Source organism: Mycolicibacterium sp. CBM1 (assembly GCF_054073305.1).
On the sequence record NZ_JBSXPP010000016.1, the window covers coordinates 1 to 20594 of the forward strand.

Sequence of the window (20594 nt, forward strand, 5' to 3'; positions counted from 1 at the left end):
AGCAAGTTCTAGAGTCCTGTAGCCCGATGGTGGGCGAGAAGGGACGATGAACGTATGGCTGGTCGGAAGCGGAACTCCGCAGAAGACATCGTGCGCAAACTGCGCCGTGCGGACGAACTGGCCGCCGAAGGCAAGACCGGCGAGGAAATCGCAGCCGAACTCGAGGTGTCTGCGGCGACGTTGTACAACTGGCGTCGCGCCTACGGCGGGATGGACACCGATGCCGCCAAGGAACTCAAGGAATTGCGCGAACAGAACGCCCGACTGAAGCGATTACTGGCCGAGGCCGAGCTGGTCAAAGACGCCTTGCGGGAGGTCGCAAAGGGAAAATTTTAGGCCCAGCTGCCAAGCGCCGCGCCGTCGGCATGCTCACCTCCATGATGGGCATGTCGGAACGGTTGGCGTGCAAAGCCGTTGGGCTGCCCCGCTCCACCTGCCGTCGCCTGCCGTTGTCGCAGACCCCCGCCGATCCCGATGCCGAGATGCGGGCCTGGCTGCGCACGTACGCGACGAAGAACCCATGCCATGGGTTCCGCCGTGCCTGGGCGGCGTTGCGCTACGACGAGCGCCGTGAGGTCAATTTGAAGAAGATCCACCGGCTGTGGCGCGAGGAAGGGCTGCAGGTGCGGGTGCACAGTCCGCGCAAGCGGGCCGGGGTGTCGTCGATCCCATCGATCGAGGCCGATGCCCCGAACGTGGTGTGGGCGATCGACTTCCAGTTCGATTCCACCGTCGACGGCAAGGCCATCAAGATCGCCTCGATGATCGACGAGCACACCCGCGTCTCACTGCTGCACATCGTTGAGCGGTCGATCACCGCCGACCGACTCGTCGCCGATCTCGCCAACGTGTTCGCCGCAGCGGGTGGGCCGCCGAAGGTGCTGCGGATGGACAACGGTCCGGAGTTCATTTCCCAAGCGCTGCAGCAGTTCTGTGACGGTCGGACTGGTATGTCGTATATCCCGCCAGGAGCGCCATGGAACAACGGACACATCGAATCGTTCAACAACCGACTACGCAAGGAGTGCCTCAACCGCAACCACTGGAACACCCTGCTCGAAGCCCGCGTGGTCATCGGCGACTTCAAGCACGAACACAACTACCGGCACCGCCACTCGGCCCTGGGCTACCGCACCCCGGCCGAGTACGCTGCCGTCTGCAGCTGCACCCACACCCCGATGGACTGCAACATCAACTGAAACTGGATCACACCACCCCGACTCAAGAACCGGGTGGACTCAGAATCGGGGACTCGCCAGCACGGCTGGGTGTCCGCGGCTCAATGCGTTACGCGGCGTGACACACGCCGATGGGACCGCGGCGTCAGACCAAGAGCGTTAGTTGATGCACGCGAAGCCGATTTGGCCGGATCGGTATTGATGTTGCGTAAGGATTCAAGCATCGCGTCTACGTCCGCATTCGTCATGCGCCATTGCCGCCCGAATTTGCGGGCGGGAACGCGGCCCGCGCGGATCTGCTCTTGCAGCCACCGCACGGATGGGGCGTTAATAGCGGCGACCACCTCGTCGAGCGAGTAAGTGGCGATGATAGGGGCGGCAAGCGTCATGGCAGTGTCTCCCGGTATGTAGTTGTAGGTGAAGCAACGCGAACGCTACGTCAGCAGTTACTCAAAATGGCGCCATGGTGCCCCAAATGACGTCTCAAAGCATTAAAGCCGTTGAGGTATCAACACTTCGGCGTCACGTTGTGTGTCCCGTCCCGGCCGGGGTCGAGCTGAGCGGCAATCGCGGCGGCGACCGCCTTGCCGTGCGAACGGTCCAGATGTCCGTACACGCCGACAGTGACCTGAATCGACTCATGCCCGAGGTGCTGCTGAATGGCGGGCAGCGGGACACCAGCAGCGATCAACCAGCTCGCGCACGTGTGCCGCAGATCGTGAATGCGGGGCTTCACGTCAAGGCCCGACCGCTTGATCGCGGGCTGCCAATGGTTCTCGTGAAAGTTGTGGCCGCGCACCGGGGCGCCGCGGGTATTGGCGAACAGCCACTCACCGGAATAGTCAAGCTTGTCGAGCACGGCGGGGTCGACGTTGATCGTGCGACGGGAGCGGTTGGTTTTGGGGGCGCCGAGCGCGTAGCCGCCACTCTCGTACGTGCGTTTCCATGCGCGAGAGATACGCACCGTGCAGTCGTCCCGGTTGACGTCGGAGGGGCGCAGTGCGGTGACCTCGCCCCAGCGCGCGCCGCTGGCGACCAAGAACTCCACGAGTGGTTGCCAACGCAGGGCAATGTTGTCGTGCAGCTTCGAGTACTGCTCTCTCGTGAGAAACACCATTTCGGCCCGCTCGGTACGCGGGACAGCGACGAGCCCGGCGCCACCCACCGCCGGGTTGGACTTGATATGCCCGGCGCTCGCCGCAACGTTGAGCGCCGAGGACAAGAATCCGTGCTTGTTCCGGATCGTCTTTTCGGCGAGGCCCCGCTCGTCGGCGAGCCACCGCACCCACTTGGCGACGTCTTCAGCCGTCAGCGCCGCGAGCGGAATCGCGGCGAGCACCGGCGCGATGTCTTTCTCGACGACCTTGCGATAGTCGTAAATGGTCGACTTCTCGACGCCGGTCTTGTGGTCGAGGTAATGGTTAAGCCAGGCGCCGAGCGTGTAGTGACGGGCGCTCGCGTCTGTCGACTCCAATACCTCCAGCGCCTTGGCCGGGCCTAGCTGATCGCACATCCGTTTGAACTCGACGGCCCGAGCAGCGTCGTCGAACGAGGTTGACGTCTCCTTGCCGTTCAGCCGATAGCGGACCTGCGTGTATGTGCTGCCGTCTTTGCGGGTGCCCGGCCGGAGCGATGCCATAGGCGTGGATACTAACGAAATGTGGATGGCAGTGTGGATATAGAAACGCCCCAATCAGAGAATATTTCTCTGACCAGGGCCTTCACAGGTGGAGCTGCCGGGAATTGAACCCGGGTCCTACGGCATTCCCTCAAGGCTTCTCCGTGCGCAGTTCGCTATGTCTCTACTTGGATCTCCTGCTCACGCGAACAAGTCAGGATGACGATCCCAGTCGCTGTTTGATGTCCCTACGGGTCCCGCGACCGAACCCGTAGGTGGGTCCCTCTAGCTGATGCCAGGGTCCGGGCCGAGGGCGCTCCCGGTCTGACAGACACGCAGTCGCTTAGGCAGCGAGTGCGTAGTCGCGCTGATGAGAATCGGCGCTTAATTGGTTGCAACGACGCTTACGGTGGTCATTTGCCTGCACCGGCACGCTTCCCTTGATTCGATGCGCGAAGTCGAAACCGTTCAGCCCCTCGCACCCTGGCCGAACTCCGGCCAGACGAACCATGCTACGCGATGTATAACCGCGAACTGAAGTGCATTAATTCCCGCGTCGAGATCGACGTTGCGACGGCCTTCTCCTGGGACTTCTCCCGCCGTTTGTCGGTTTCGGCGCGGAGAAAATGAGACTCTGTCTATTCTGAGCCGATGTCTGACGGCCTGCGGGTTCGCAAGCGGCAGCGGACCCGCGAACGCATCGCCACCGCGGCCGCCCATCTGGTCATGCGTGACGGCCTGGCGGCCACCACCGCCGACCGGATCGCCGAAGAGGCCGATATCGCGCGCGCCACGTTCTTCCGCTACTTCGAATCCAAGGAGTACGCCGTCGCCGAGGGCTTCACGTCGACGTGGACCGCGGCGATCACCGACGCGCTGCGCCGCCAACCACCGCAGCTGTCCCCCACCGCGGCATTGACCGCCGCGTTCAGTGAACTCGCCGCCGACTTCGATGTCGTCGGCAATCAGATCGCCGAGATCGAACTGCGCACTCGCGAGTCGCTGAGCCTGCGGGCCTGGACGCTGCTGTGCTACCTGAACTTCGAGACCGCGATCGCCGAGTCCATCGCCGCTCGGCTGCCCGGCCTGGGCGTCGACGACCCGCGTCCCCGGCTGATCGGCGCGCTGGCGATGGCGGCGGTCCGCATCAGCATCGACGACTGGCTGCGCGACGGCGGCTCGCTGGCTGACCGCATCTCCCGCGCCGTCAACGCAGTGGTTGTCCGCCCGATCAACGAACGAGGTCCCGATGAGTGGTGAGAAGTCCCTGGAGGCGTGGGCCTTCGTCCGCACGGTGCTCGACGACCTGACCGCGCAGATCACCGCCGACGCCCGTGACGAGCGTGAGCTGCTCGAGGGTCTGCGAGTGCTCAACCGGGTCAGCGCGCTGTGCACCGAACTGTCCGTCGACTCCGATCCCGACCATCCGCACTTCGTCGACATGAGCACCCCGTTCCGCTTCGTCGGCGGCCCCAACCCGCACGGTTCCTACCCGCTGGCCATGATCAGTGCCGACCGCGCCTACCGGGTCACCGGAAGCCGCGGCACGTCGACCTATCTGGGGTTGCAGGTGCTGGCCGGCACCGGAATGAACCCGCGCCGGATGAGCGACTACCTGTCCGACCGTGACCTCATCCTGGACGCCGACGGCCGCTTCGACATCGTCTTCGCCGCCGATCGCCCCGCCGATCTGGCCGGCGCACAGTGGGTGCAGATCCCTGCGGACGCCACGTCGATCGTGGTGCGCGACTACATTGCCGACCCCACCACGGAAACCGCTGCCCAGCTGAACATTTCACGGATCGGCCAGGCGCCCCCACCGGTGCCGCTGACCGACGATCAGCTGGCCGCGCAACTGACCGCGATGGGATGGACGATCGTCAAGCTGACCACTTTGCACCGCACCGTGCGGCCCGACCTGCTGGAGACGCCCAACATTCTGATCACCTCCGGCGCGGAGAATCTCGGCGGCGAGAACACCACCCCGGACAACCTCTACATGCTCGGCATGTTCTCGCTCGAGCCGCACCAGAACCTGCACCTGCAGTTCCGCCCACCCGAAACCCGGTATTGGTCGGTCACACTGGAGAGCATCTGGCATGAATGCCTCGAGCCGCTGACCACAACCAGTTCGGTGACCAACAAGGGCATCACCCCGGACGCCGACGGCTACGTCCGGCTGAGCATCGGCGCCGAGGACGACGACACCGGCTACTGGCTGGACACCGGCGGACGGGAGCGGGGCTTCGTCATCGTCCGGTGGCTGGACAACCCGAACGCCCCCGACGTCACAGTTCGTCTGCAGGACAGGAAGACTCAGCGATGACCAGTGCTATCGCCGCCCGGTTGGACCCGGAGACGCTGATCGAGCAGGCCTGCGAATTGGCCGGCAGTGACAACTTCGGCGAAGACGACGGCTGGCGCGAGAACCTCGACCGGCTGGTCGACGACCTGGTCGCCGAGGCGGACCTGTCGCCACTGGGCGTCGAGATCGCCGCCGGCGACATCGTCGTCCCACTGCGAAACCGGCTGCAGATCACCGCATGGCGCGCCGCCCACCCCGAGGTCGCCGGCGAACGGATCGAAGCACCGATCGTCATCATGGGTCAGCCCCGCACCGGGACCACGATCCTCTACGACCTGCTCACCCAGGATCCCGATCTGCGGGCGCCATTGACGTGGGAGGTGGACCGCCCCTTCCCCGTCCCGCAACCCGACACCTACCAGACCGACCCGCGGATCGAGGAGATCCAAGCCCAGCTGGAAATGGTCGAGCAGCTGATGCCCGGATTCATGAAGTGGCATCCGATGGGCGCGCGGCTCGGCCAGGAATGTGTGCGGATCACCGCCGGGACGTTCTGCAGCATGATCTACAGCACGCAGTATCGGCTGCCCAATTACGCGCACTGGCTGATGCACGAGGCCGACCACAGTGCGGCTTACCGCTACCACCGCAGGTACTTGCAGCACCTGCAGTCCGGGGTGCCCGGGCAGTGGCTGCTCAAGACCCCGGCGCACCTGTGGCAGCTGGACACGCTCATCGCCGAGTACCCCGACGCGATCCTGGTGCAGACCCACCGCGACCCGCTGGTGGTGATCTCCTCGATCAGCGCTCTGATGGCGCATCTGCAGAAGCTCGCCAGCGACGGGGCATCCGTGCGCCGCACCGCCGGGCAGTGCAGCGCCGAGATGCTGCTCGGCCTGGAGCGCGGGATGAGGATGGTCGACGACGGGGTGATCGCCGAGGACCGCATCATCGATGTCCGGTTCGCCGACTTCATGGCCGACCCGTTCGCCACCATCAGGACCGTCTACGAGCGGATCGGCCGGGATCTCACCCCGGTCGCCGAACAGCGGATGCGCGAACATCTTTCGGCCAACCCCGGGGACGGCGGCGGAAGCCGCTATCGGTGGGCCGACACCGGACTCGACTCCGCCGAGTTGCGCGAGAAGGTGCGCGCCTATCAGCAGCGCTACGACGTGCCCACCGAACCGCTGCGCTGAGCGCGGTCAGCGCAGCGAGATCATCGCGACGGCGGTCAGCGCCAGCACCATGCCGACGACCTGCCAGCGGGTGACCCGCTCGCGCAGCACCACGATCGCCAGCAGCACCGTGGCCGCCGGATAGAGCGACATGAGCACACTGGCCAGCGAGAGCATCGAGGCCTGCAACGCCAGCAGCATCGCCACGTTGGCGCCGGTATCCAACAGCGCGGCCGCCAACGCCAGCTTCAACGGAAAGCCGCGCGGTGCACGGAAATTGCCGGAACCGGCCGCCACCGCGAGCACGATCGCGGTCGCCGAGAGCCGCGCGAAGAACAGCGGCCACAGCCGAGCGTCGACCGGTGCCTGGTGGATCAGCACGAAGTTCAGCCCGAAGGCCAGACCCGAACCGATCGTCAGCCACGCGACAGACGCCGTGAAGCGGTGCGGACGGCTGTCCTGGTCAGTGGCCTCCCGGCTTACCAGCACGACGGCCAGCAGAGCCAGCACCGTCCCGACCCCGGCGAGCACCCCGGGCCGCTCACCCAGCGCCAACCCCACGCTGACCGGAACCGCGGCCACCAGCACCGCGGTCAGCGGCGAGACCACCGAGATCGGGCCCGAACCAAGCGCAGCGTAGAACCACCACACCCCGAAGGCCTGGCTCACTCCGCACAGCAGGCCCCACACCACCGCGGGCGTGGTGACCGTTCCCCCGACGACGGCCGCCAAGATCCCGAGCAGGACCATCGCCACCGGATAGGAGACCAGCACCACCCGCAGCGCGGCCACTCGCCGGGACGCGATTCCGCCGACGAAATCACTGATGCCGTAACCGACGGCGGAAGTCAGCGCGAGCAGAACCCCGATCAGGAGATGCCCTTGGCCCGGCGGCCGAGTTCTCGGATCACCTCGCGCTCGGCGTCACGGCGCGCCAGATCTTGGCGCTTGTCGTGCGCCTGCTTACCGCGCGCCAGCGCCAACTCCACCTTGACTCTGCCGTCGGTGAAGTACAGCGACAGTGGCACCAGGGTCAGGTTGCCGTCGCGGATCTTGCCCACCAGCGTGTCGATCTGGCTGCGGTGCAACAACAGCTTGCGGTTGCGTCGCGGCGCATGGTTGGTCCAGGTGCCGTGGTGATATTCGGGGATGTGCAGGTTGCGCAGCCAGATCTCGCCGTCGTCGACGGTCGCGAAGGCGTCGGCCAGCGAGGCATGACCCTCGCGCAGGCTCTTGACCTCGGTGCCCTGCAGCACCACCCCGGCCTCGTAGGTGTCGAGGATCGAATAGTTGTGACGCGCCTTGCGGTTGGTGGCCACGACCTTCTTACCGCCCTTGACATCACCTGCCTTGCTGGCCGGCAGCTTCTTGGCCACGGCTACCTCCGCACGTATAGGCGCAGCGTCACATAGCCTGTGACACCGGCCATCAACACGCCGACGGCGAACATGATCGGTGAGATGTAGAGAATGTCGGCGTAGTCGATCCTGGCGATCAGGTTGGCTTGGTAGAACTGGTTGAGCGCGTTCTCCAGGAACGCCGCCCGCACCACGATCAGCCCCACGATCGCGATCACCACACCGATCGTCGCTGCCAGCACCGCCTCCAGCAGGAAGGGCAGCTGGGTGTACCACCGCGTGGCGCCCACCATCCGCATGATGCCGATCTCGGTTCGTCTGGTGTATGCCGCGACTTGAACCATGTTGGCGATCAACAGGACCGCACCGATCGCCTGCACCACCGCCACTGCGAACGCCGCACTGGACAGCCCGTCGAGCACCGCGAAGAGCCGGTCGATCAGCTCCTTCTGGTTGAGCACGTTTAGCACACCCGGCTGCCCCTGCATCGCGGCGTCGAAATCCTTGTGCTGCTCGGGATTGTCGAGCTTGACGATGAACGACGCCGGGAAGGAGTCCTTGCTCGCGACATCCTTGTACTGGGGGAACTTGCGGATCGCGTCGTTGTAGGCGTCGTCGCGATCCAGGAACCGCACCGACTTCACGTCGTTGCGCGCCTCGATCTTGGCGCGCAACGCCTTGCACTGGTCGGCGTCACACGTCGGGTCGTTGGCCGAGAGGTCGTTGGTGAGGAACACCTGGGTCTCGACGCGATCGAGATAGATGTCGCGGGAGTGGTCGGCGAGCCGCACCACCAGCAGCCCGCCCCCGAACAGACCGATGGAGATCGCCGTAGTCAGGATCATCGCCACCGTCATGGTGACGTTGCGGCGAAGTCCGGTGTAGACCTCGTTGAGCAGGAAGCCGAAGCGCACTATCGATCCATTCCGTAGACACCACGCTGCTCGTCGCGGACGAGTCTGCCCAAGGACAGCTCCACCACACGCTGCCGCATGGAGTCGACGATGTGGTGGTCGTGGGTGGCCATCAACACGGTGGTGCCCGTCCGGTTGATCCGTTCGAGCAGATCCATGATGTCCTTACTGGTCTCTGGGTCGAGGTTTCCGGTGGGCTCGTCGGCCAGCAGCACCAGCGGACGGTTGACGAACGCCCGCGCGATCGCGACGCGCTGCTGCTCGCCGCCGGACAGCTCGCCGGGCAGCCGGTTGGCTTTGCCGGACAAGCCCACCATCTCGAGCACCTCGGGTACCACCCGGTTGATGGTGTCGGGCTTCTTGCCGATCACCTCCAAGGCGAAGGCGACATTCTCGAACACCGACTTCTGCTGCAGCAGCCGGAAGTCCTGGAACACACAGCCGATCACCTGCCGCAGCTTGGGGATGTGCCGGCCGGACAATTTGTTGACGTGGAACTTCGAAACCTGGATTTCGCCGGAGGTGGGCGTCTCCTCGGCGAGCAGCAGCCGCATGAAGGTCGACTTGCCCGAACCCGACGGACCGATGAGGAAGACGAACTCACCCTTGCCGATCTTGACGCTGACATTGTCGAGGGCTGGCCTAGCCGACGACTTGTACTGCTTGGAGACATGGTCAAGGGTGATCATCACGGCACGCCAGTGTAGCCGTCCGGGCCCGGCGGCCCGGTCGGCCGGTTACAGCGTCGGCGCGGCAGGGGTCGACATGGGCCCTTGCCCCGGCGCTGGAGACGGCGTCGGGGTGGGTGCCGGAAGGCCGGGGACGGGCGGCTCCGTGGTGGTCGGGGACGTCGGCGAAGTCGGGGATGTCGGCGGAGTTTCGGTGGGACTCGGCTCGGTCGGTGACGTCGTGTCGGTCGGCGGCGTCGTTTCGGTCGTCGTCGTGGTGGTGGTCGTCGTCGGTGTCGTCGTCAGGGTGCGGCGTACATCGGTGCGCGGCACCCAGGTGTAGGACGGGTCCGGGATGAAGCCCGGTGGCACCACCTGGGTCGCCGGCGCCTGCTGCGTAGCCGGGGGTTCGTAGTTCTGGTAGATCACGAACAGCGCCACGAACGCCACCGCCAGCGCGACCGTCGATGTCCGGACCCAGCCGCCGGGCAGATACTTCGGCCACACGTGGTCGTCGCGCTTGCCCTTACGTGGCGAATCGCTCATCGCTGTGTTTCCTGACCTCGCGCGGCCACCTCGTCGCTCGTCCCCGACGGTGTCATCGTGCCCAGGGTGGGTGTTCTTTCCGCCGGTGAGGTGATGCCAGCCTGAGCCAGCGCGGCGATCACCATCACACGCAGCCGCCGGCCGACGTCGAACTGCTTACCGGGCAACGTGCGCGCCACGATACGCAGGTTGACCGTGTCGACCTCGAGGCTCTCCACGCCCATCAACGCCGGCTTGTCGAGCAGCAGCTTGCGCAGACCGTCGTCCTCCATGGCATCGCTGCAGACTTTCTGCAACAGGTCGTTGACCCGGTTGAGGTCCGCTGAGGTCGGTACCGGCACGTCGACGACCGCGCGCGCCCAGTCCTTGGACAAGTTCAGGGACCTGACGATGTTGCCGTTGGGGACGGTGTACATCTCCCCTTCGGGGGTTCTCAGTTTGGTCACCCGCAAGGTGACCTCCTCGACGGTGCCCAAAGAATCGTTGGGCGCCCCGACCATGCTCAGCTGGACCAGGTCACCGAAGCCGTACTGGCGCTCGGTAATGATGAAAAACCCCGCCAGCAGATCCTTCACCAGGTTCTGCGCACCGAAGCCGAGCGCGGCACCCAATACCGCCGCCGGGGCCGCCAGCGAACTGACCGGAATCGACAACACGTCACCGATCTCGACGACGACCATCACGAACAACAGCGCGATGGACACCCAGGACACCACCGACGCCACGGCCTGCTGATGCTTGGCGCTCTCGGTGCGCACGATCTGGTCGGTCTGCTGATACTGGGCGTCGATCCTGTGCGTGATCCGCCTGGCAAGCCACGAGATGAACCGTGCTCCCAGCAGACCACCGATCAGCAGCAACGCGATCCGCACACCCCTGGTGACGATCCACACGCCGTACTGGCCCTGCCAGAAGCCGGTCCAGTGCTCGAGCAGGCCGAAGGCCAGGAGATTAGTCGTCATCGCGCCGGTTGCGCCATCGGATCCCCGCCTCCAGGAATCCGTCGATGTCCCCGTCCAGGACCGCCGAAGGATTGCCGACCTCGTACTCGGTCCGCAGATCCTTGACCATTTGGTAGGGGTGCAGCACGTAGGAGCGCATCTGGTTGCCCCAGGAGCTTCCGCCGTCACCCTTGAGCGCATCCATCTCGGCGCGCTCCTCCTGTCGCTTGCGTTCCAGCAGCTTGGCCTGAAGCACGCGCATCGCCGAGACCTTGTTCTGCAGCTGCGACTTCTCGTTCTGGCAGGTGACGACGATGCCGGTGGGAATGTGCGTGAGGCGGACCGCCGAGTCGGTGGTGTTCACCGACTGGCCGCCGGGGCCGCTGGAGCGGTAGACGTCGACCCGCACGTCCTGCTCGGGGATGTCGATGTGGTCGGTGGTTTCGGTGACCGGCAGCACCTCGACGTCGGCGAACGACGTCTGGCGCCGGTTCTGGTTGTCGAACGGGCTGATCCGCACCAGCCGGTGGGTGCCCTGCTCGACCGACAGCGTGCCGTAGGCGTAGGGCGCGTGGACGGCGAACGTGGCGCTCTTGATGCCGGCTTCCTCGGCGTAGGACGTGTCGAAGACCTCGACGCCGTAGTGGTGCTGCTCGGCCCAGCGGATGTACATCCGCATCAGCATCTCGGCCCAGTCCGCGGCGTCCACACCGCCGGCCCCGGACCGGATGGTCACCAGGGCTTCTCGCTCGTCGTACTCGCCGGACAGCAGCGTGCGCACTTCAAGCGTCTCGATGTCGGTCTGCAGCGACTTCAGTTCGGCGTCGGCCTCGGCGCGCGCCTCCTCAGCGGCGTTGCCCTCTTCCTCGTCGGCCATCTCGTAGAGCACGGGCAGGTCGTCGAGTCGCTGCCGCAGGCCTTCCACGCGGCGCAGTTCACCCTGGGCGTGCGACAGCTCGCTGGTGACCCGTTGGGCGTGACTCTGGTCGTCCCACAAGTTGGGATCGGCCGCCTCGTGCTCGAGCTTGTCGATCTTGGCGCGCAGACCATCGATGTCGAGCACCCGCTCCACCGTGGTGAGGGTGGTGTCCAGGGCGGCGATATCAGATTGACGGTCGAGGTCCACGGGTTCTCAGGGTACCGGCGCCGCGATGCGGTGTGATCCGCGGCAGCTCCTGGGAGTTCTGGGGTGCATAACCAGGTTCCGCGTTTAACATCACTTTCGTACCTAGGGTGTGTGCCGCGCGATCCTCCGCCGCGGCGCGTCTCGACTGCGGCGAGCAGCCCATCGCGCGCAGCCGGGCTGATGAGAAAGCTCGAGAATGCGTCCTTACTATGTCGCGATCGTTGGTGCAGGCCCCTCCGGATATTTCGCGGCGGCGGCGCTGCTGAAGTTCGCCGATACGTCGGTCACCGCGGGCGGCCCCGACGTGCGGGTCGACATGCTCGAGATGTTGCCCACCCCTTGGGGTCTGGTCCGCTCCGGCGTTGCTCCGGATCACCCGAAGATCAAGTCGGTCTCCAAGACATTCGAGAAGACCTCGAACGACCCGCGGTTCCGTTTCTTCGGCAACCTGACCGTCGGCGAGGACGTGCGGGCCGACGAGCTGGCCGACCGCTACGACGCGGTGATCTACGCCGTGGGTGCACAGTCCGACCGGGCGCTGCACATCCCCGGCGAGGAACTGGCGGGCAGTGTGGCCGCCGTCGACTTCGTCGGCTGGTACAACGCTCACCCACACTTCGAGGACATGGCTCCGGACATCACCAGCGGCCGCGCCGTCGTCGTCGGCAACGGCAACGTCGCTCTCGACGTCGCCCGCATCCTGGTCACCGATCCGACCGTCCTGGCCAACACAGACATCGCCGACCACGCCCTGCAATCACTGCACGACCGCGGTGTCGACGAGGTGGTGCTGCTCGGGCGTCGCGGCCCGCTGCAGTCCACCTTCACCACCCTCGAACTGCGCGAGCTCGGTGAGCTGGAGGGCGTCGACATCGTGGTGGACCCGGCCGACTTGACCGACATCAGCGACGAGGACGCCGAGGCGGCGGGCAAGATCACCAAGGGCAACATCAAAGTGCTGCGCGACTATGCGCACCGCGATCACACCCCGGGGCACCGCCGCATCGTGTTCCGATTCCGCACCTCCCCGATCGAGATCCGCGGGACTGAGCGGGTCGAGGAGATGGTCCTCGGCCGCAACGAGCTGGTGTCCGACGAGAGCGGACGAGTCGTCGCCAAGGACACCGGTGAGCGCGAGACGCTGCCGGTGCAGCTGGTGGTCCGTGCAGTCGGTTACCGCGGTGTACCGGTGCCCGGCCTGCCGTTCGACGAGAGCTCCGGGACCATCCCGCATTCGGCGGGCCGGGTCGCCGGCCGCGCCAAGGAGTACGTCGTGGGCTGGATCAAGCGCGGGCCGTCGGGGATCATCGGCACCAACAAGAAGGACTCCCAGGACACCGTCGACACCCTGCTGGCCGATCTGCAGGAGGCCCAGCTGCCCGACCTTGCGCCGGACTACCCCGACGAGTTGGTCAGGTGGCTGGTGGACCATCAGCCGCTGCTGGTCACCGACGACCACTGGCAGCTGATCGACGCCTACGAGCGCACGGCCGGCGAACCGCACGGCCGCCCGCGGGTGAAGATTGCCAACGTGGCCGAGCTGTTGCGCATCGGCCACGGCTGACCTCAGACCTTCGCACCCACCGATTCGGGGCACTCGGGCTCGACGGACAGACCGCTGACCGGACCGATCGAGCGGGCGACCAGCGGAGCCCCGGCGGCCAGCAGCGCCAGCAGTGCCGCGACGGCAACCACCGCGAACGGGCCGTGCGCGTCGGCGACCACGCCGCCGAGCGCCGTTCCGACCGCACCACCGGCCAGCGCACCACTGTTCAACCAGCCGAAGGCCTCGGCTGTCGAGTCCTGGTCGGTCTCGCGCGACACCATTACATAGATCGCGGCCAGCGCCGGGGCGAAGCCCAGACCGGAGGCGAACAGCGCCGCCAGCTGCAGGGCAAAACCGTCGACCAACCCGAAGACCAGCGTGCCCGCGGCGACCACGGTCATCGCAGCCGCCAGTCCGCGCACGCCCAACCGGCGGTGACCGAACACCACTCCGCCGACCAGTGACCCGAGACTGGCCACGCCCAGCGCGATGCCCGCCGACAGGTTGTGGTTGCCGTACAGCGCCAGCACACCGACCTCCAGCGCCATGAACGACGCCACCAGCGCGAGGCTGACGATCATGGCCAGGATGACCGCGCGGTTGGCCAGTACCTTGCCGAACGCCACCGCGCTGCGGACCATCTGGGGCCGGAAGTTACGGGCACTGGTCAGGAACCAGGCGGTTCCCGCGACGGTGACCGCCGCGGAGAAGATCAGGGGGATGGCGGTGGAGATCGTCGAGGCGAGGAAGGTCGCGGCGACGGGCCCGACCACCCAGATCAGCTCCTGCGCGGTGGTGTCGAGCGCGAACAGCGCCCGCAGCCCGTCGCCGGGCACCATCTGGGGGTAGAGGGTCCGCACCGCGGGCAGCAGCGGCGGGACCGAGGCCCCGATGGCGAAGCCCAGAACCATCAGCAGTCCGGCGGGCACGTGGAGGAGCGCCAGCGCCACCATGCTCACGCCGTTGACCACCGCAGCCGACACCAGCGTGGTGACCATGCCCAGGCGGCCAAGTAGGCGCGCGGTCATGGGCATGGCCAGCGCTTCGCCGATGCTCGTACAGGCCACGACCGCTCCGGCGACGGCGTAGGAACCGGTTCGCGCCTGCACATGCAGCAGGATCGCGAGCGACAGCATGCCCAGGGGTAGACGCGCGAACAGCTGCGAGGCGGTCACATTGACCACGCCCGGCACCCGAACGAGCTCGATGTAGGCGCGCACCGTTATCACTTCCTTACTAGATCAATCACGCCCCATCACTGTACCGTCCGGACGGTACAGGCCGAAAGCGAATAACTAGCGAATAAACTCGGGGCGATGACGACCTCGCGCGAGCGCATTCTCGACGCCTACGCCGAGGCGCTCGCCGTCGACGGGGAACGCCACGCCACCCTGGAGGCGGTCGCGACCCGGGCCGGCGTGTCCAAGGGCGGCCTGCTCTACCACTTCCCCAGCAAGGACAACCTGGCCGAAGCGTTGTGCGATCGGCTGGTCGCATTGGCCGCCGACGACATCGACGAAATGCGCAATGCTCCCGACGGTCCGGCCCGGCATTACATCCGCACCTCGCACTACGCCGACACCCAATTGGACCGCACGCTGGTCGCGGTGGCGCGGCTCCAACAGGCCGGCGACCCGCGGGCACGCGCCGCCATTGAGCTGATCTCCGATCAGTGGCTCAGCGTCCTGCACGAGGCGATCGGCGATCGGGACATCGCCCGCGCGATCAAGCTCATCGGCGACGGCCTCTACCACAACGCCCTGTCCAGCGCCCTCGGCGGCCAGCACATCCGCACCGAGCTCGACGAGGGCCTGCTGGCGGTCATCGACCGACTCGTCGGCCGCCGCCTCGACGCGCCCCTGCCCTGACTCGGAACAGTCGCCCTAATGCAGGTCGGGGGTCGGCTGCTCCGGCGGGGCGAAGTACCAGTTGTCCGGATTCTTCGGCGAATAGACGACGGGGATGAGCTGACCCATCGTCGGCCAGCTGTCCACGTCGACGGCCATCCGTTGGTACACCACATGCTCGACGACCGTGGGGCCGGTGATGACGCCGCTGATAGTGACGTACTGCTCGCCGGGGACGTCCGGGCGCGGGCTGACCCCCGTGACCAGCAGGGTGCCCTGGGCCATCTCGCCGCGCGGGCCGCGGCGCCTCAGCCGCGGGCCCAGCACGAGGACCAACGCACCGACGATCAACAGCAGCACCGCGAATTCCCACATGACGCCCATGGTAGGACTGCTGGCATGAGCGGCCATGGCGTACAAGCAGACCTCGCAGTGGCGTTGGACCTCGCCGAGCGGGCCGACGCGATCACCTCAGACCGATTCGGCGCGCTGGATCTGCGGGTCGACACCAAGCCCGACCTGACCCCGGTGACCGACGCCGACGAGGCCGTCGAGGCCGCCGTGCGGGAGATCCTCGCCCGCGAGCGACCCGAGGATGCGGTACTGGGCGAGGAGTACGGCGGCACCGCGGTGTTCGAAGGCCGCCAGTGGGTCATCGACCCGATCGACGGCACCAAGAACTTCGTCCGCGGCGTTCCGGTCTGGGCGAGTCTGATCGCCCTGCTCGAGGACGGCGTACCGGTGGTCGGCGTCGTGAGCGCGCCCGCCCTGAACCGCCGCTGGTGGGCCGGGCGCGGTCTCGGAGCGTTCGGCTCCGTCGGCGGCGGGGCGCCGCGCAACCTCGCGGTCTCGGGGGTGGCGGCGCTGGACTCGGCCAGCCTGTCGTTCTCCAGCCTGTCCGGATGGGCCGACCTCGGCCGGCGCGAGGCGTTCATCGAGCTGACCGACGCGGTGTGGCGGGTGCGGGGATACGGCGACTTCTACTCGTACTGCCTGGTCGCCGAGGGCGCCGTCGACGCCGCCGCCGAGCCCGAGGTCAAGCTCTGGGACCTCGCGGCGCTGGACATTCTGGTGCGCGAGGCCGGCGGCACCTTCACCAACCTGGCCGGCGATCCGGGCCCACACGGCGGCAGCGCGGTGGCCACCAACGGCCTGCTGCACGACGCCGTGCTGAGCCGCCTGGGCGTGTGAACCACCTAACAGACCGGGCTCACCTTACTCTGGAGTAAGATAGCGTTCAGGAGTTCTGTTCAGCACCGCCCACCGTCGCCGAGGCTGCCAATGACCAACACCCTTCCGCCCAAGTCCACCAACCCGCGTGCCCGTGACAGCGCGGTCGGACAGTACAAACACCGGCGCTCGGCCACCGACATCGGCCTGGCGATCATCACACCGCTGATCGGTCAGGAGTTCCTGGACCGCTACGGCCTGCGCGACCCGATGAACCGGGGCCTGAAATATGGTGTCAAGCAAGCATTCTCGACCGCAGGGGCGGCGACCCGGCAGTTCAAGAAGATCCAGGGCCTGGGTAAAGCACCGACTCGCCTGCGACCCAGCGGCGCCGACTACTTCGATCTCACCCCCGACGACGACCAGAAGATGATCGTCGAGACGGTCAACGAGTTCGCCGCGGAGATTCTTCGTCCGGCTGCCCACGACGCCGACGACGCGGCCGCCTATCCCCCGGATCTGATCGCCAAAGCGGCCGAACTCGGCATCACCGCGATCAACGTGCCCGAGGATTTCGACGGCATCGCCGAACATCGCAGCACGGTGACCAACGCACTGGTCGCCGAGGCCATGGCCTACGGCGACATGGGGCTGGCGCTGCCGATCCTGGCGCCCGGCGGGGTGGCGTCCGCGCTGACCCACTGGGGCAGCGCGGATCAGCAGGCCACCTATCTGGCGGAGTTCGCCGGCGACCGGGTGCCGCAGGCCTGCGTGGCCATCGCCGAGCCGCACGCCCTGTTCGATCCGACCGCACTGAAGACCACCGCGGTGCGCACGCCCAGCGGCTACCGGCTCGACGGAGTCAAGTCGCTGGTGCCCGCCGCCGCAGACGCCGAATTATTCATCATCGCAGCACAATTGAACGGAAAGCCGACGCTGTTCATCGTCGAATCGGCCACCGCGGGGCTGTCAGTGACCCCCGACCCGAGCATGGGCATCCGCGCCGCCGCACTGGGCCGAGTCGAGTTGGACAAGGTGTCGGTGCCGCTGTCGGCGCGCCTCGGCGGCGGCGGCGCCGACGAAGCCGACTACGCCCGGTCCTACTCGGAGGCCATCGCGCTGTCCCGGCTGGGCTGGGCGGCGTTGGCCGTGGGAACCTCACATGCGGTGCTGGACTACGTCATTCCCTACGTGAAGGACCGGGAAGCGTTCGGCGAACCCATCGCCCGCCGCCAGGCGGTGGCGTTCATGTGCGCCAACATCGCCATCGAGCTCGACGGGCTTCGGCTGATCACCTGGCGCGGCGCCGCCCGCGCCGAGCAGGGGCTGCCGTTCGCGCGGGAGGCCGCCCTGGCCAAGAAACTCGGCACCGACAAGGGCATGCAGATCGGCCTCGACGGCGTCCAGTTGCTCGGCGGTCACGGCTACACCAAGGAACACCCGGTCGAACGCTGGTATCGCGATCTGCGCGCTATCGGCGTCGCCGAGGGTGTCGTCGTTCTCTGAGTCCTTTCCCGAACGCTACCGGTCAACGAACGGAAAACACTGTCATGGCAATCAATCTCGAAATGCCGCGCAAGCTGGAAGCCGTGATCGAGAAGGCTCACCAAGGCGCAGCGGAGATGTTGCGCCCCATCTCGCGCAAGTACGATCTCGACGAGCACGCCTACCCCGTCGAGCTCGACACCCTGGCCACCCTGTTCGAGGGGATCTCCGAAGCCAACACCATCTCCTTCGCCGGCACGGAGGCTTTCCGCGACAGCGAAAGCGGACCCAAGGGAAACATCAACGGCGGCAACATGTCAGCGTTGCTCAACGCCCTCGAGATCTCCTGGGGGGACATCGCGCTGCTGCTGTCGGTGCCCCGTCAGGGACTGGGCAACGCCGCGATCTCCGGGGTTGCCACCGACGAACAACTCCAGCGGTTGGGCAAGAACGTGTGGGCCGCCATGGCCATCACCGAGCCCTCGTTCGGGTCGGACTCTGCAGCGGTGTCCACCACTGCGGTTCTCGACGGCGACGAGTACGTGATCAACGGCGAGAAGATCTACGTCACCGCCGGCTCGCGCGCCACTCACATCGTGGTGTGGGCGACGCTGGACAAGTCTAAGGGCCGTGCCGCTATCAAGTCGTTCATCGTGCCGCGCGACCATCCCGGCGTCACGGTCGAGCGGCTGGAACACAAACTGGGCATCAAGGCCTCCGACACCGCGGCGATCCGCTTCGACAATGCCCGCATCCCGAAGGAGAACCTGCTCGGCAGCCCCGAGATCGAGGTCGAGAAGGGCTTCGCCGGGGTCATGGAGACCTTCGACAACACCCGCCCGATCGTAGCGGCCATGGCCGTCGGCGTGGCCCGGGCCGCTTTGGAGGAACTGCGCCAGATCCTGATCGACGCCGGTGTGCAGATCGACTACGACAAGCCGGCCCACGCCCAGAGCGCGGCAGCCGCGGAGTTCCTGCGGATGGAGGCCGACTGGGAAGCCGGCTATCTGCTGACCGTGCGCTCGGCATGGCAGGCCGACAACGGGATTCCCAACTCCAAAGAGGCGTCGATGGGTAAGGCCAAGGCCGCCAGAGTGGCCAGCGACGTCACCCTCAAGTCCGTCGAAATGGCCGGCACCACCGGGTATTCCGAGCAGACGCTGCTGGAGAAGTGGGCCCGCGACTCGAAGATCCTGGACATCTTCGAAGGTACCCAGCAGATCCAGCAGTTGGTGGTGGCGCGCCGACTGTTGGGCTTGTCGTCCACCGAGCTGAAGTAGTCAGGCCACTGTCGTCAGGCCACGGTCGTCAGGCCGCGGCGGTCAGCTCGCGCTGGGTCTCCGCACCGAGTTGGATGTCTGCCACGGCGAGGTTTTCCTCCAGGTGGGCCAACGAGGACGTGCCCGGGATCAGTAGCACGTTGTCGGCCACGCCGAGCGTCCAGGCGAGCGCGATCTGGGCTGGGGTTCTCCCCAGTTGCTCGGCGGCCCGTTGGATGACATGGTGCGACAGAACCGGATTCACCTCGTGGAAAGCCGAACCGAGCGGGAAGAACGGCACGAACGCGATGTCGCGGGCGATGCACTCGTCGAGCACCGCCTGTGACGAACGGTCGACGAGGTTGAACGGGTTCTGCACGCAGGCGATGTCGGTGAGGTCCAGGGCATGCAGCAGCTGTTCGTGATTGACGTTGCTCAGCCCGATACCGTTGATCAGCCCCTCGTCGCGGGCAGTGATCATCACGCCGAGCTGGTCGGTGAACAGCTGGTTGGTCTCGCCGTCGTCCATCAGCCGCAGGTTGACCGCCGCCAGCCGGTCGGTGCCCAGGGCGCGAAGGTTCTCCTCGATACCGGCGCGCAGTCGGTGCGGTTCGGCGTCCGGCAACCATGCGCCCGCGCCGTCCCGCCTGGCACCGACCTTGCTGACCAGAGCGAGGTTCTCGGGGTACGGGTGCAGCGCCTCGCGGATGAGTTCGTTGGCGACGTCGGGACCGTAGAACTGGGCGGTGTCGATGTGATCGACGCCGCGATCGACCGCCCTGCGCAGCACGGCCAACGCCTGATCACGGTCACGGGGAGGCCCGAAGACGCCGGGGCCGGGCAGTTGCATGGCACCGAATCCGACACGGTGGACGTCGAAGCCCGCAAGCGGAAAGCGTGGCATAAACGATGCTCCATTCCCCAAATAAGTTGACATCAAATTGTTTGATCTCAAACTATATTGCGGGCGCGGTACGCTCCCTGTCAACCCCGAGGAGGTGAGCCACATTCCGCACCCAACACCCGGCGCCGACCGGGCCGCGCAACTCGCCGACGCATTCGGGCGGGCCGGCAAGACACTGGTCCGCGCGCTCGACGAGCGCCTCGGCGACCACGGGGTGTCCACTCCGCGCTCGAAGGTGCTGTTCGAAGTGAACCGCTGCGGTCCGGTCCGCCTCACCGACCTCGCCAGGACCGTCGGCATCACCCAGGGGACCGCCTCCACCCTGATCGAAGCCTTGGTCCGCGAGGGACTGGTGGAACGATGCGCCGACGACTCCGACCGGCGGGTGACGCTGCTGCAGACCACCGCGGCCGGTCGCCGTCACGCCGACAGCTGGGGAGAGGCCTATACCGCGGCGGCGCAGGAGGTGTTGGCGGGACTGTCCGCCAAGGAGCAGGCCCAGCTCACCGATCTTCTCAACCGGCTCGCCGATTCGGTCGGCGACTGAGCCA

Annotated in this window: 22 protein-coding genes and 1 other RNA gene; 10 read left to right on the plus strand and 13 right to left on the minus strand. The window is 66.5% G+C overall.

Going from position 1 to position 20594, the window contains the following annotated elements; genetic code table 11:
- Positions 1 to 54: 54 nt before the first annotated feature.
- Positions 55 to 1199 (plus strand): IS3 family transposase gene (locus ACXDF8_RS19750; protein WP_457221679.1). Its coding sequence is split into 2 segments (ribosomal slippage): positions 55 to 322 and positions 322 to 1199, totalling 1146 coding nucleotides; the frame shifts between segments, so codons are not numbered across the junction.
- Between the two features lie 80 nt (positions 1200 to 1279).
- Here the strand turns inward: ACXDF8_RS19750 and ACXDF8_RS19755 are convergent.
- The 3 genes from ACXDF8_RS19755 to ssrA all read right to left on the minus strand — a co-directional run bounded on the left by ACXDF8_RS19755 (position 1280) and on the right by ssrA (position 3272).
- Positions 1280 to 1567: a helix-turn-helix domain-containing protein gene (locus tag ACXDF8_RS19755; RefSeq protein WP_457224980.1), complete on the minus strand. Its 288-nt coding sequence runs from the start codon at positions 1565 to 1567 to the stop codon at positions 1280 to 1282.
- 119 nt (positions 1568 to 1686) lie between these two features.
- Complete coding sequence (locus ACXDF8_RS19760) at positions 1687 to 2817, minus strand: tyrosine-type recombinase/integrase (protein ID WP_457224981.1); 1131 nt, start codon at positions 2815 to 2817, stop codon at positions 1687 to 1689.
- A gap of 86 nt (positions 2818 to 2903) precedes the next feature.
- Positions 2904 to 3272, minus strand: a transfer-messenger RNA (tmRNA) gene (gene ssrA, locus ACXDF8_RS19765).
- Between the two features lie 175 nt (positions 3273 to 3447).
- Here ssrA and ACXDF8_RS19770 point away from each other — a divergent pair.
- Genes ACXDF8_RS19770 through ACXDF8_RS19780 form a run of 3 tightly spaced genes read left to right on the plus strand, consistent with a single transcriptional unit; the run spans position 3448 to position 6300 of the window.
- Positions 3448 to 4056: a TetR family transcriptional regulator gene (locus ACXDF8_RS19770; RefSeq protein ID WP_457224982.1), complete on the plus strand. Its 609-nt coding sequence runs from the start codon at positions 3448 to 3450 to the stop codon at positions 4054 to 4056.
- Positions 4046 to 5122, plus strand: a complete 1077-nt coding sequence (locus ACXDF8_RS19775) for a DUF1214 domain-containing protein (RefSeq protein ID WP_457224983.1) — start codon at positions 4046 to 4048, stop codon at positions 5120 to 5122. Before ACXDF8_RS19770 ends, ACXDF8_RS19775 begins: the two co-directional genes overlap by 11 nt.
- On the plus strand, positions 5119 to 6300 hold the full coding sequence (locus tag ACXDF8_RS19780; protein WP_457224984.1) for a sulfotransferase family protein: 1182 nt from the start codon (positions 5119 to 5121) through the stop codon (positions 6298 to 6300). Before ACXDF8_RS19775 ends, ACXDF8_RS19780 begins: the two co-directional genes overlap by 4 nt.
- A gap of 6 nt (positions 6301 to 6306) precedes the next feature.
- Here ACXDF8_RS19780 and ACXDF8_RS19785 read toward each other — a convergent pair whose 3' ends face one another.
- The 7 genes from ACXDF8_RS19785 to prfB are packed head-to-tail and all read right to left on the minus strand — an operon-like array spanning position 6307 to position 11832.
- Positions 6307 to 7152: an EamA family transporter gene (locus ACXDF8_RS19785; RefSeq protein WP_457225112.1), complete on the minus strand. Its 846-nt coding sequence runs from the start codon at positions 7150 to 7152 to the stop codon at positions 6307 to 6309.
- Complete coding sequence (gene smpB, locus ACXDF8_RS19790) at positions 7149 to 7655, minus strand: SsrA-binding protein SmpB (RefSeq protein ID WP_457224985.1); 507 nt, start codon at positions 7653 to 7655, stop codon at positions 7149 to 7151. Before smpB ends, ACXDF8_RS19785 begins: the two co-directional genes overlap by 4 nt.
- 2 nt (positions 7656 to 7657) lie before the next feature.
- Positions 7658 to 8551, minus strand: coding sequence for a permease-like cell division protein FtsX (gene ftsX / locus ACXDF8_RS19795; protein ID WP_457224986.1), 894 nt, complete (start codon positions 8549 to 8551; stop codon positions 7658 to 7660).
- Complete coding sequence (gene ftsE / locus ACXDF8_RS19800; RefSeq protein WP_457225113.1) at positions 8551 to 9240, minus strand: cell division ATP-binding protein FtsE; 690 nt, start codon at positions 9238 to 9240, stop codon at positions 8551 to 8553. The genes ftsX and ftsE overlap by 1 nt, the downstream gene beginning before the upstream one ends.
- A gap of 48 nt (positions 9241 to 9288) precedes the next feature.
- Entirely contained in the window at positions 9289 to 9765 is a 477-nt protein-coding gene (locus tag ACXDF8_RS19805) for an Rv3103c family proline-rich protein (RefSeq protein ID WP_457224987.1), read from the minus strand.
- The gene (locus ACXDF8_RS19810; protein ID WP_457224988.1) at positions 9762 to 10727 is read right to left on the minus strand and encodes a mechanosensitive ion channel family protein; all 966 of its coding nucleotides are present in this window, start codon (positions 10725 to 10727) and stop codon (positions 9762 to 9764) included. Before ACXDF8_RS19810 ends, ACXDF8_RS19805 begins: the two co-directional genes overlap by 4 nt.
- Positions 10717 to 11832, minus strand: coding sequence for a peptide chain release factor 2 (gene prfB, locus ACXDF8_RS19815; RefSeq protein ID WP_457224989.1), 1116 nt, complete (start codon positions 11830 to 11832; stop codon positions 10717 to 10719). Before prfB ends, ACXDF8_RS19810 begins: the two co-directional genes overlap by 11 nt.
- A gap of 196 nt (positions 11833 to 12028) precedes the next feature.
- Here prfB and ACXDF8_RS19820 point away from each other — a divergent pair, with 196 nt between their 5' ends.
- On the plus strand, positions 12029 to 13396 hold the full coding sequence (locus ACXDF8_RS19820; protein ID WP_457224990.1) for an FAD-dependent oxidoreductase: 1368 nt from the start codon (positions 12029 to 12031) through the stop codon (positions 13394 to 13396).
- 2 nt (positions 13397 to 13398) lie between these two features.
- On the opposite strand, the gene ACXDF8_RS19825 is transcribed toward ACXDF8_RS19820, so the two are convergent.
- Positions 13399 to 14598, minus strand: coding sequence for an MFS transporter (locus tag ACXDF8_RS19825; RefSeq protein WP_457224991.1), 1200 nt, complete (start codon positions 14596 to 14598; stop codon positions 13399 to 13401).
- A gap of 96 nt (positions 14599 to 14694) precedes the next feature.
- Here ACXDF8_RS19825 and ACXDF8_RS19830 point away from each other — a divergent pair, with 96 nt between their 5' ends.
- Positions 14695 to 15246, plus strand: coding sequence for a TetR/AcrR family transcriptional regulator (locus ACXDF8_RS19830; RefSeq protein WP_457224992.1), 552 nt, complete (start codon positions 14695 to 14697; stop codon positions 15244 to 15246).
- Positions 15247 to 15261: 15 nt separating this feature from the next.
- On the opposite strand, the gene ACXDF8_RS19835 is transcribed toward ACXDF8_RS19830, so the two are convergent.
- On the minus strand, positions 15262 to 15600 hold the full coding sequence (locus ACXDF8_RS19835; protein ID WP_457224993.1) for a hypothetical protein: 339 nt from the start codon (positions 15598 to 15600) through the stop codon (positions 15262 to 15264).
- Between the two features lie 24 nt (positions 15601 to 15624).
- Here ACXDF8_RS19835 and hisN point away from each other — a divergent pair, with 24 nt between their 5' ends.
- The 3 genes from hisN (at position 15625) to ACXDF8_RS19850 (ending at position 19160) form a co-directional block, all read left to right on the plus strand.
- Entirely contained in the window at positions 15625 to 16416 is a 792-nt protein-coding gene (gene hisN, locus ACXDF8_RS19840; RefSeq protein ID WP_457224994.1) for a histidinol-phosphatase, read from the plus strand.
- Between the two features lie 90 nt (positions 16417 to 16506).
- Positions 16507 to 17901, plus strand: a complete 1395-nt coding sequence (locus ACXDF8_RS19845) for an acyl-CoA dehydrogenase family protein (RefSeq protein WP_457224995.1) — start codon at positions 16507 to 16509, stop codon at positions 17899 to 17901.
- Positions 17902 to 17945: 44 nt separating this feature from the next.
- On the plus strand, positions 17946 to 19160 hold the full coding sequence (locus tag ACXDF8_RS19850) for an acyl-CoA dehydrogenase family protein (RefSeq protein ID WP_457224996.1): 1215 nt from the start codon (positions 17946 to 17948) through the stop codon (positions 19158 to 19160).
- Between the two features lie 28 nt (positions 19161 to 19188).
- Here ACXDF8_RS19850 and ACXDF8_RS19855 read toward each other — a convergent pair whose 3' ends face one another.
- Positions 19189 to 20043 (minus strand): oxidoreductase, encoded by an 855-nt coding sequence (locus ACXDF8_RS19855; RefSeq protein WP_457224997.1) that lies wholly within the window; start codon positions 20041 to 20043, stop codon positions 19189 to 19191.
- Between the two features lie 94 nt (positions 20044 to 20137).
- Here ACXDF8_RS19855 and ACXDF8_RS19860 point away from each other — a divergent pair, with 94 nt between their 5' ends.
- Positions 20138 to 20590: a MarR family winged helix-turn-helix transcriptional regulator gene (locus tag ACXDF8_RS19860; RefSeq protein WP_457224998.1), complete on the plus strand. Its 453-nt coding sequence runs from the start codon at positions 20138 to 20140 to the stop codon at positions 20588 to 20590.
- Positions 20591 to 20594 lie beyond the last annotated feature (4 nt).

What these genes read in the sequence shown, in the direction of transcription:
- ACXDF8_RS19775 (WP_457224983.1), top strand. Translation starts at nt 4,046, where the DNA reads ATGAGTGGTGAGAAGTCCCTGGAGGCGTGGGCCTTCGTCCGCACGGTG.
- ACXDF8_RS19830 (WP_457224992.1), top strand. Translation starts at nt 14,695, where the DNA reads ATGACGACCTCGCGCGAGCGCATTCTCGACGCCTACGCCGAGGCGCTC.
- ACXDF8_RS19855 (WP_457224997.1), bottom strand. Translation starts at nt 20,043, where the DNA reads ATGCCACGCTTTCCGCTTGCGGGCTTCGACGTCCACCGTGTCGGATTC.
- ftsE (WP_457225113.1), bottom strand. Translation starts at nt 9,240, where the DNA reads ATGATCACCCTTGACCATGTCTCCAAGCAGTACAAGTCGTCGGCTAGG.
- ACXDF8_RS19820 (WP_457224990.1), top strand. Translation starts at nt 12,029, where the DNA reads ATGCGTCCTTACTATGTCGCGATCGTTGGTGCAGGCCCCTCCGGATAT.
- ACXDF8_RS19850 (WP_457224996.1), top strand. Translation starts at nt 17,946, where the DNA reads ATGGCAATCAATCTCGAAATGCCGCGCAAGCTGGAAGCCGTGATCGAG.
- ACXDF8_RS19805 (WP_457224987.1), bottom strand. Translation starts at nt 9,765, where the DNA reads ATGAGCGATTCGCCACGTAAGGGCAAGCGCGACGACCACGTGTGGCCG.
- ACXDF8_RS19780 (WP_457224984.1), top strand. Translation starts at nt 5,119, where the DNA reads ATGACCAGTGCTATCGCCGCCCGGTTGGACCCGGAGACGCTGATCGAG.
- ACXDF8_RS19845 (WP_457224995.1), top strand. Translation starts at nt 16,507, where the DNA reads ATGACCAACACCCTTCCGCCCAAGTCCACCAACCCGCGTGCCCGTGAC.
- ACXDF8_RS19835 (WP_457224993.1), bottom strand. Translation starts at nt 15,600, where the DNA reads ATGTGGGAATTCGCGGTGCTGCTGTTGATCGTCGGTGCGTTGGTCCTC.
- hisN (WP_457224994.1), top strand. Translation starts at nt 15,625, where the DNA reads ATGAGCGGCCATGGCGTACAAGCAGACCTCGCAGTGGCGTTGGACCTC.
- ACXDF8_RS19810 (WP_457224988.1), bottom strand. Translation starts at nt 10,727, where the DNA reads ATGACGACTAATCTCCTGGCCTTCGGCCTGCTCGAGCACTGGACCGGC.
- ACXDF8_RS19770 (WP_457224982.1), top strand. Translation starts at nt 3,448, where the DNA reads ATGTCTGACGGCCTGCGGGTTCGCAAGCGGCAGCGGACCCGCGAACGC.
- ACXDF8_RS19760 (WP_457224981.1), bottom strand. Translation starts at nt 2,817, where the DNA reads ATGGCATCGCTCCGGCCGGGCACCCGCAAAGACGGCAGCACATACACG.
- ACXDF8_RS19755 (WP_457224980.1), bottom strand. Translation starts at nt 1,567, where the DNA reads ATGACGCTTGCCGCCCCTATCATCGCCACTTACTCGCTCGACGAGGTG.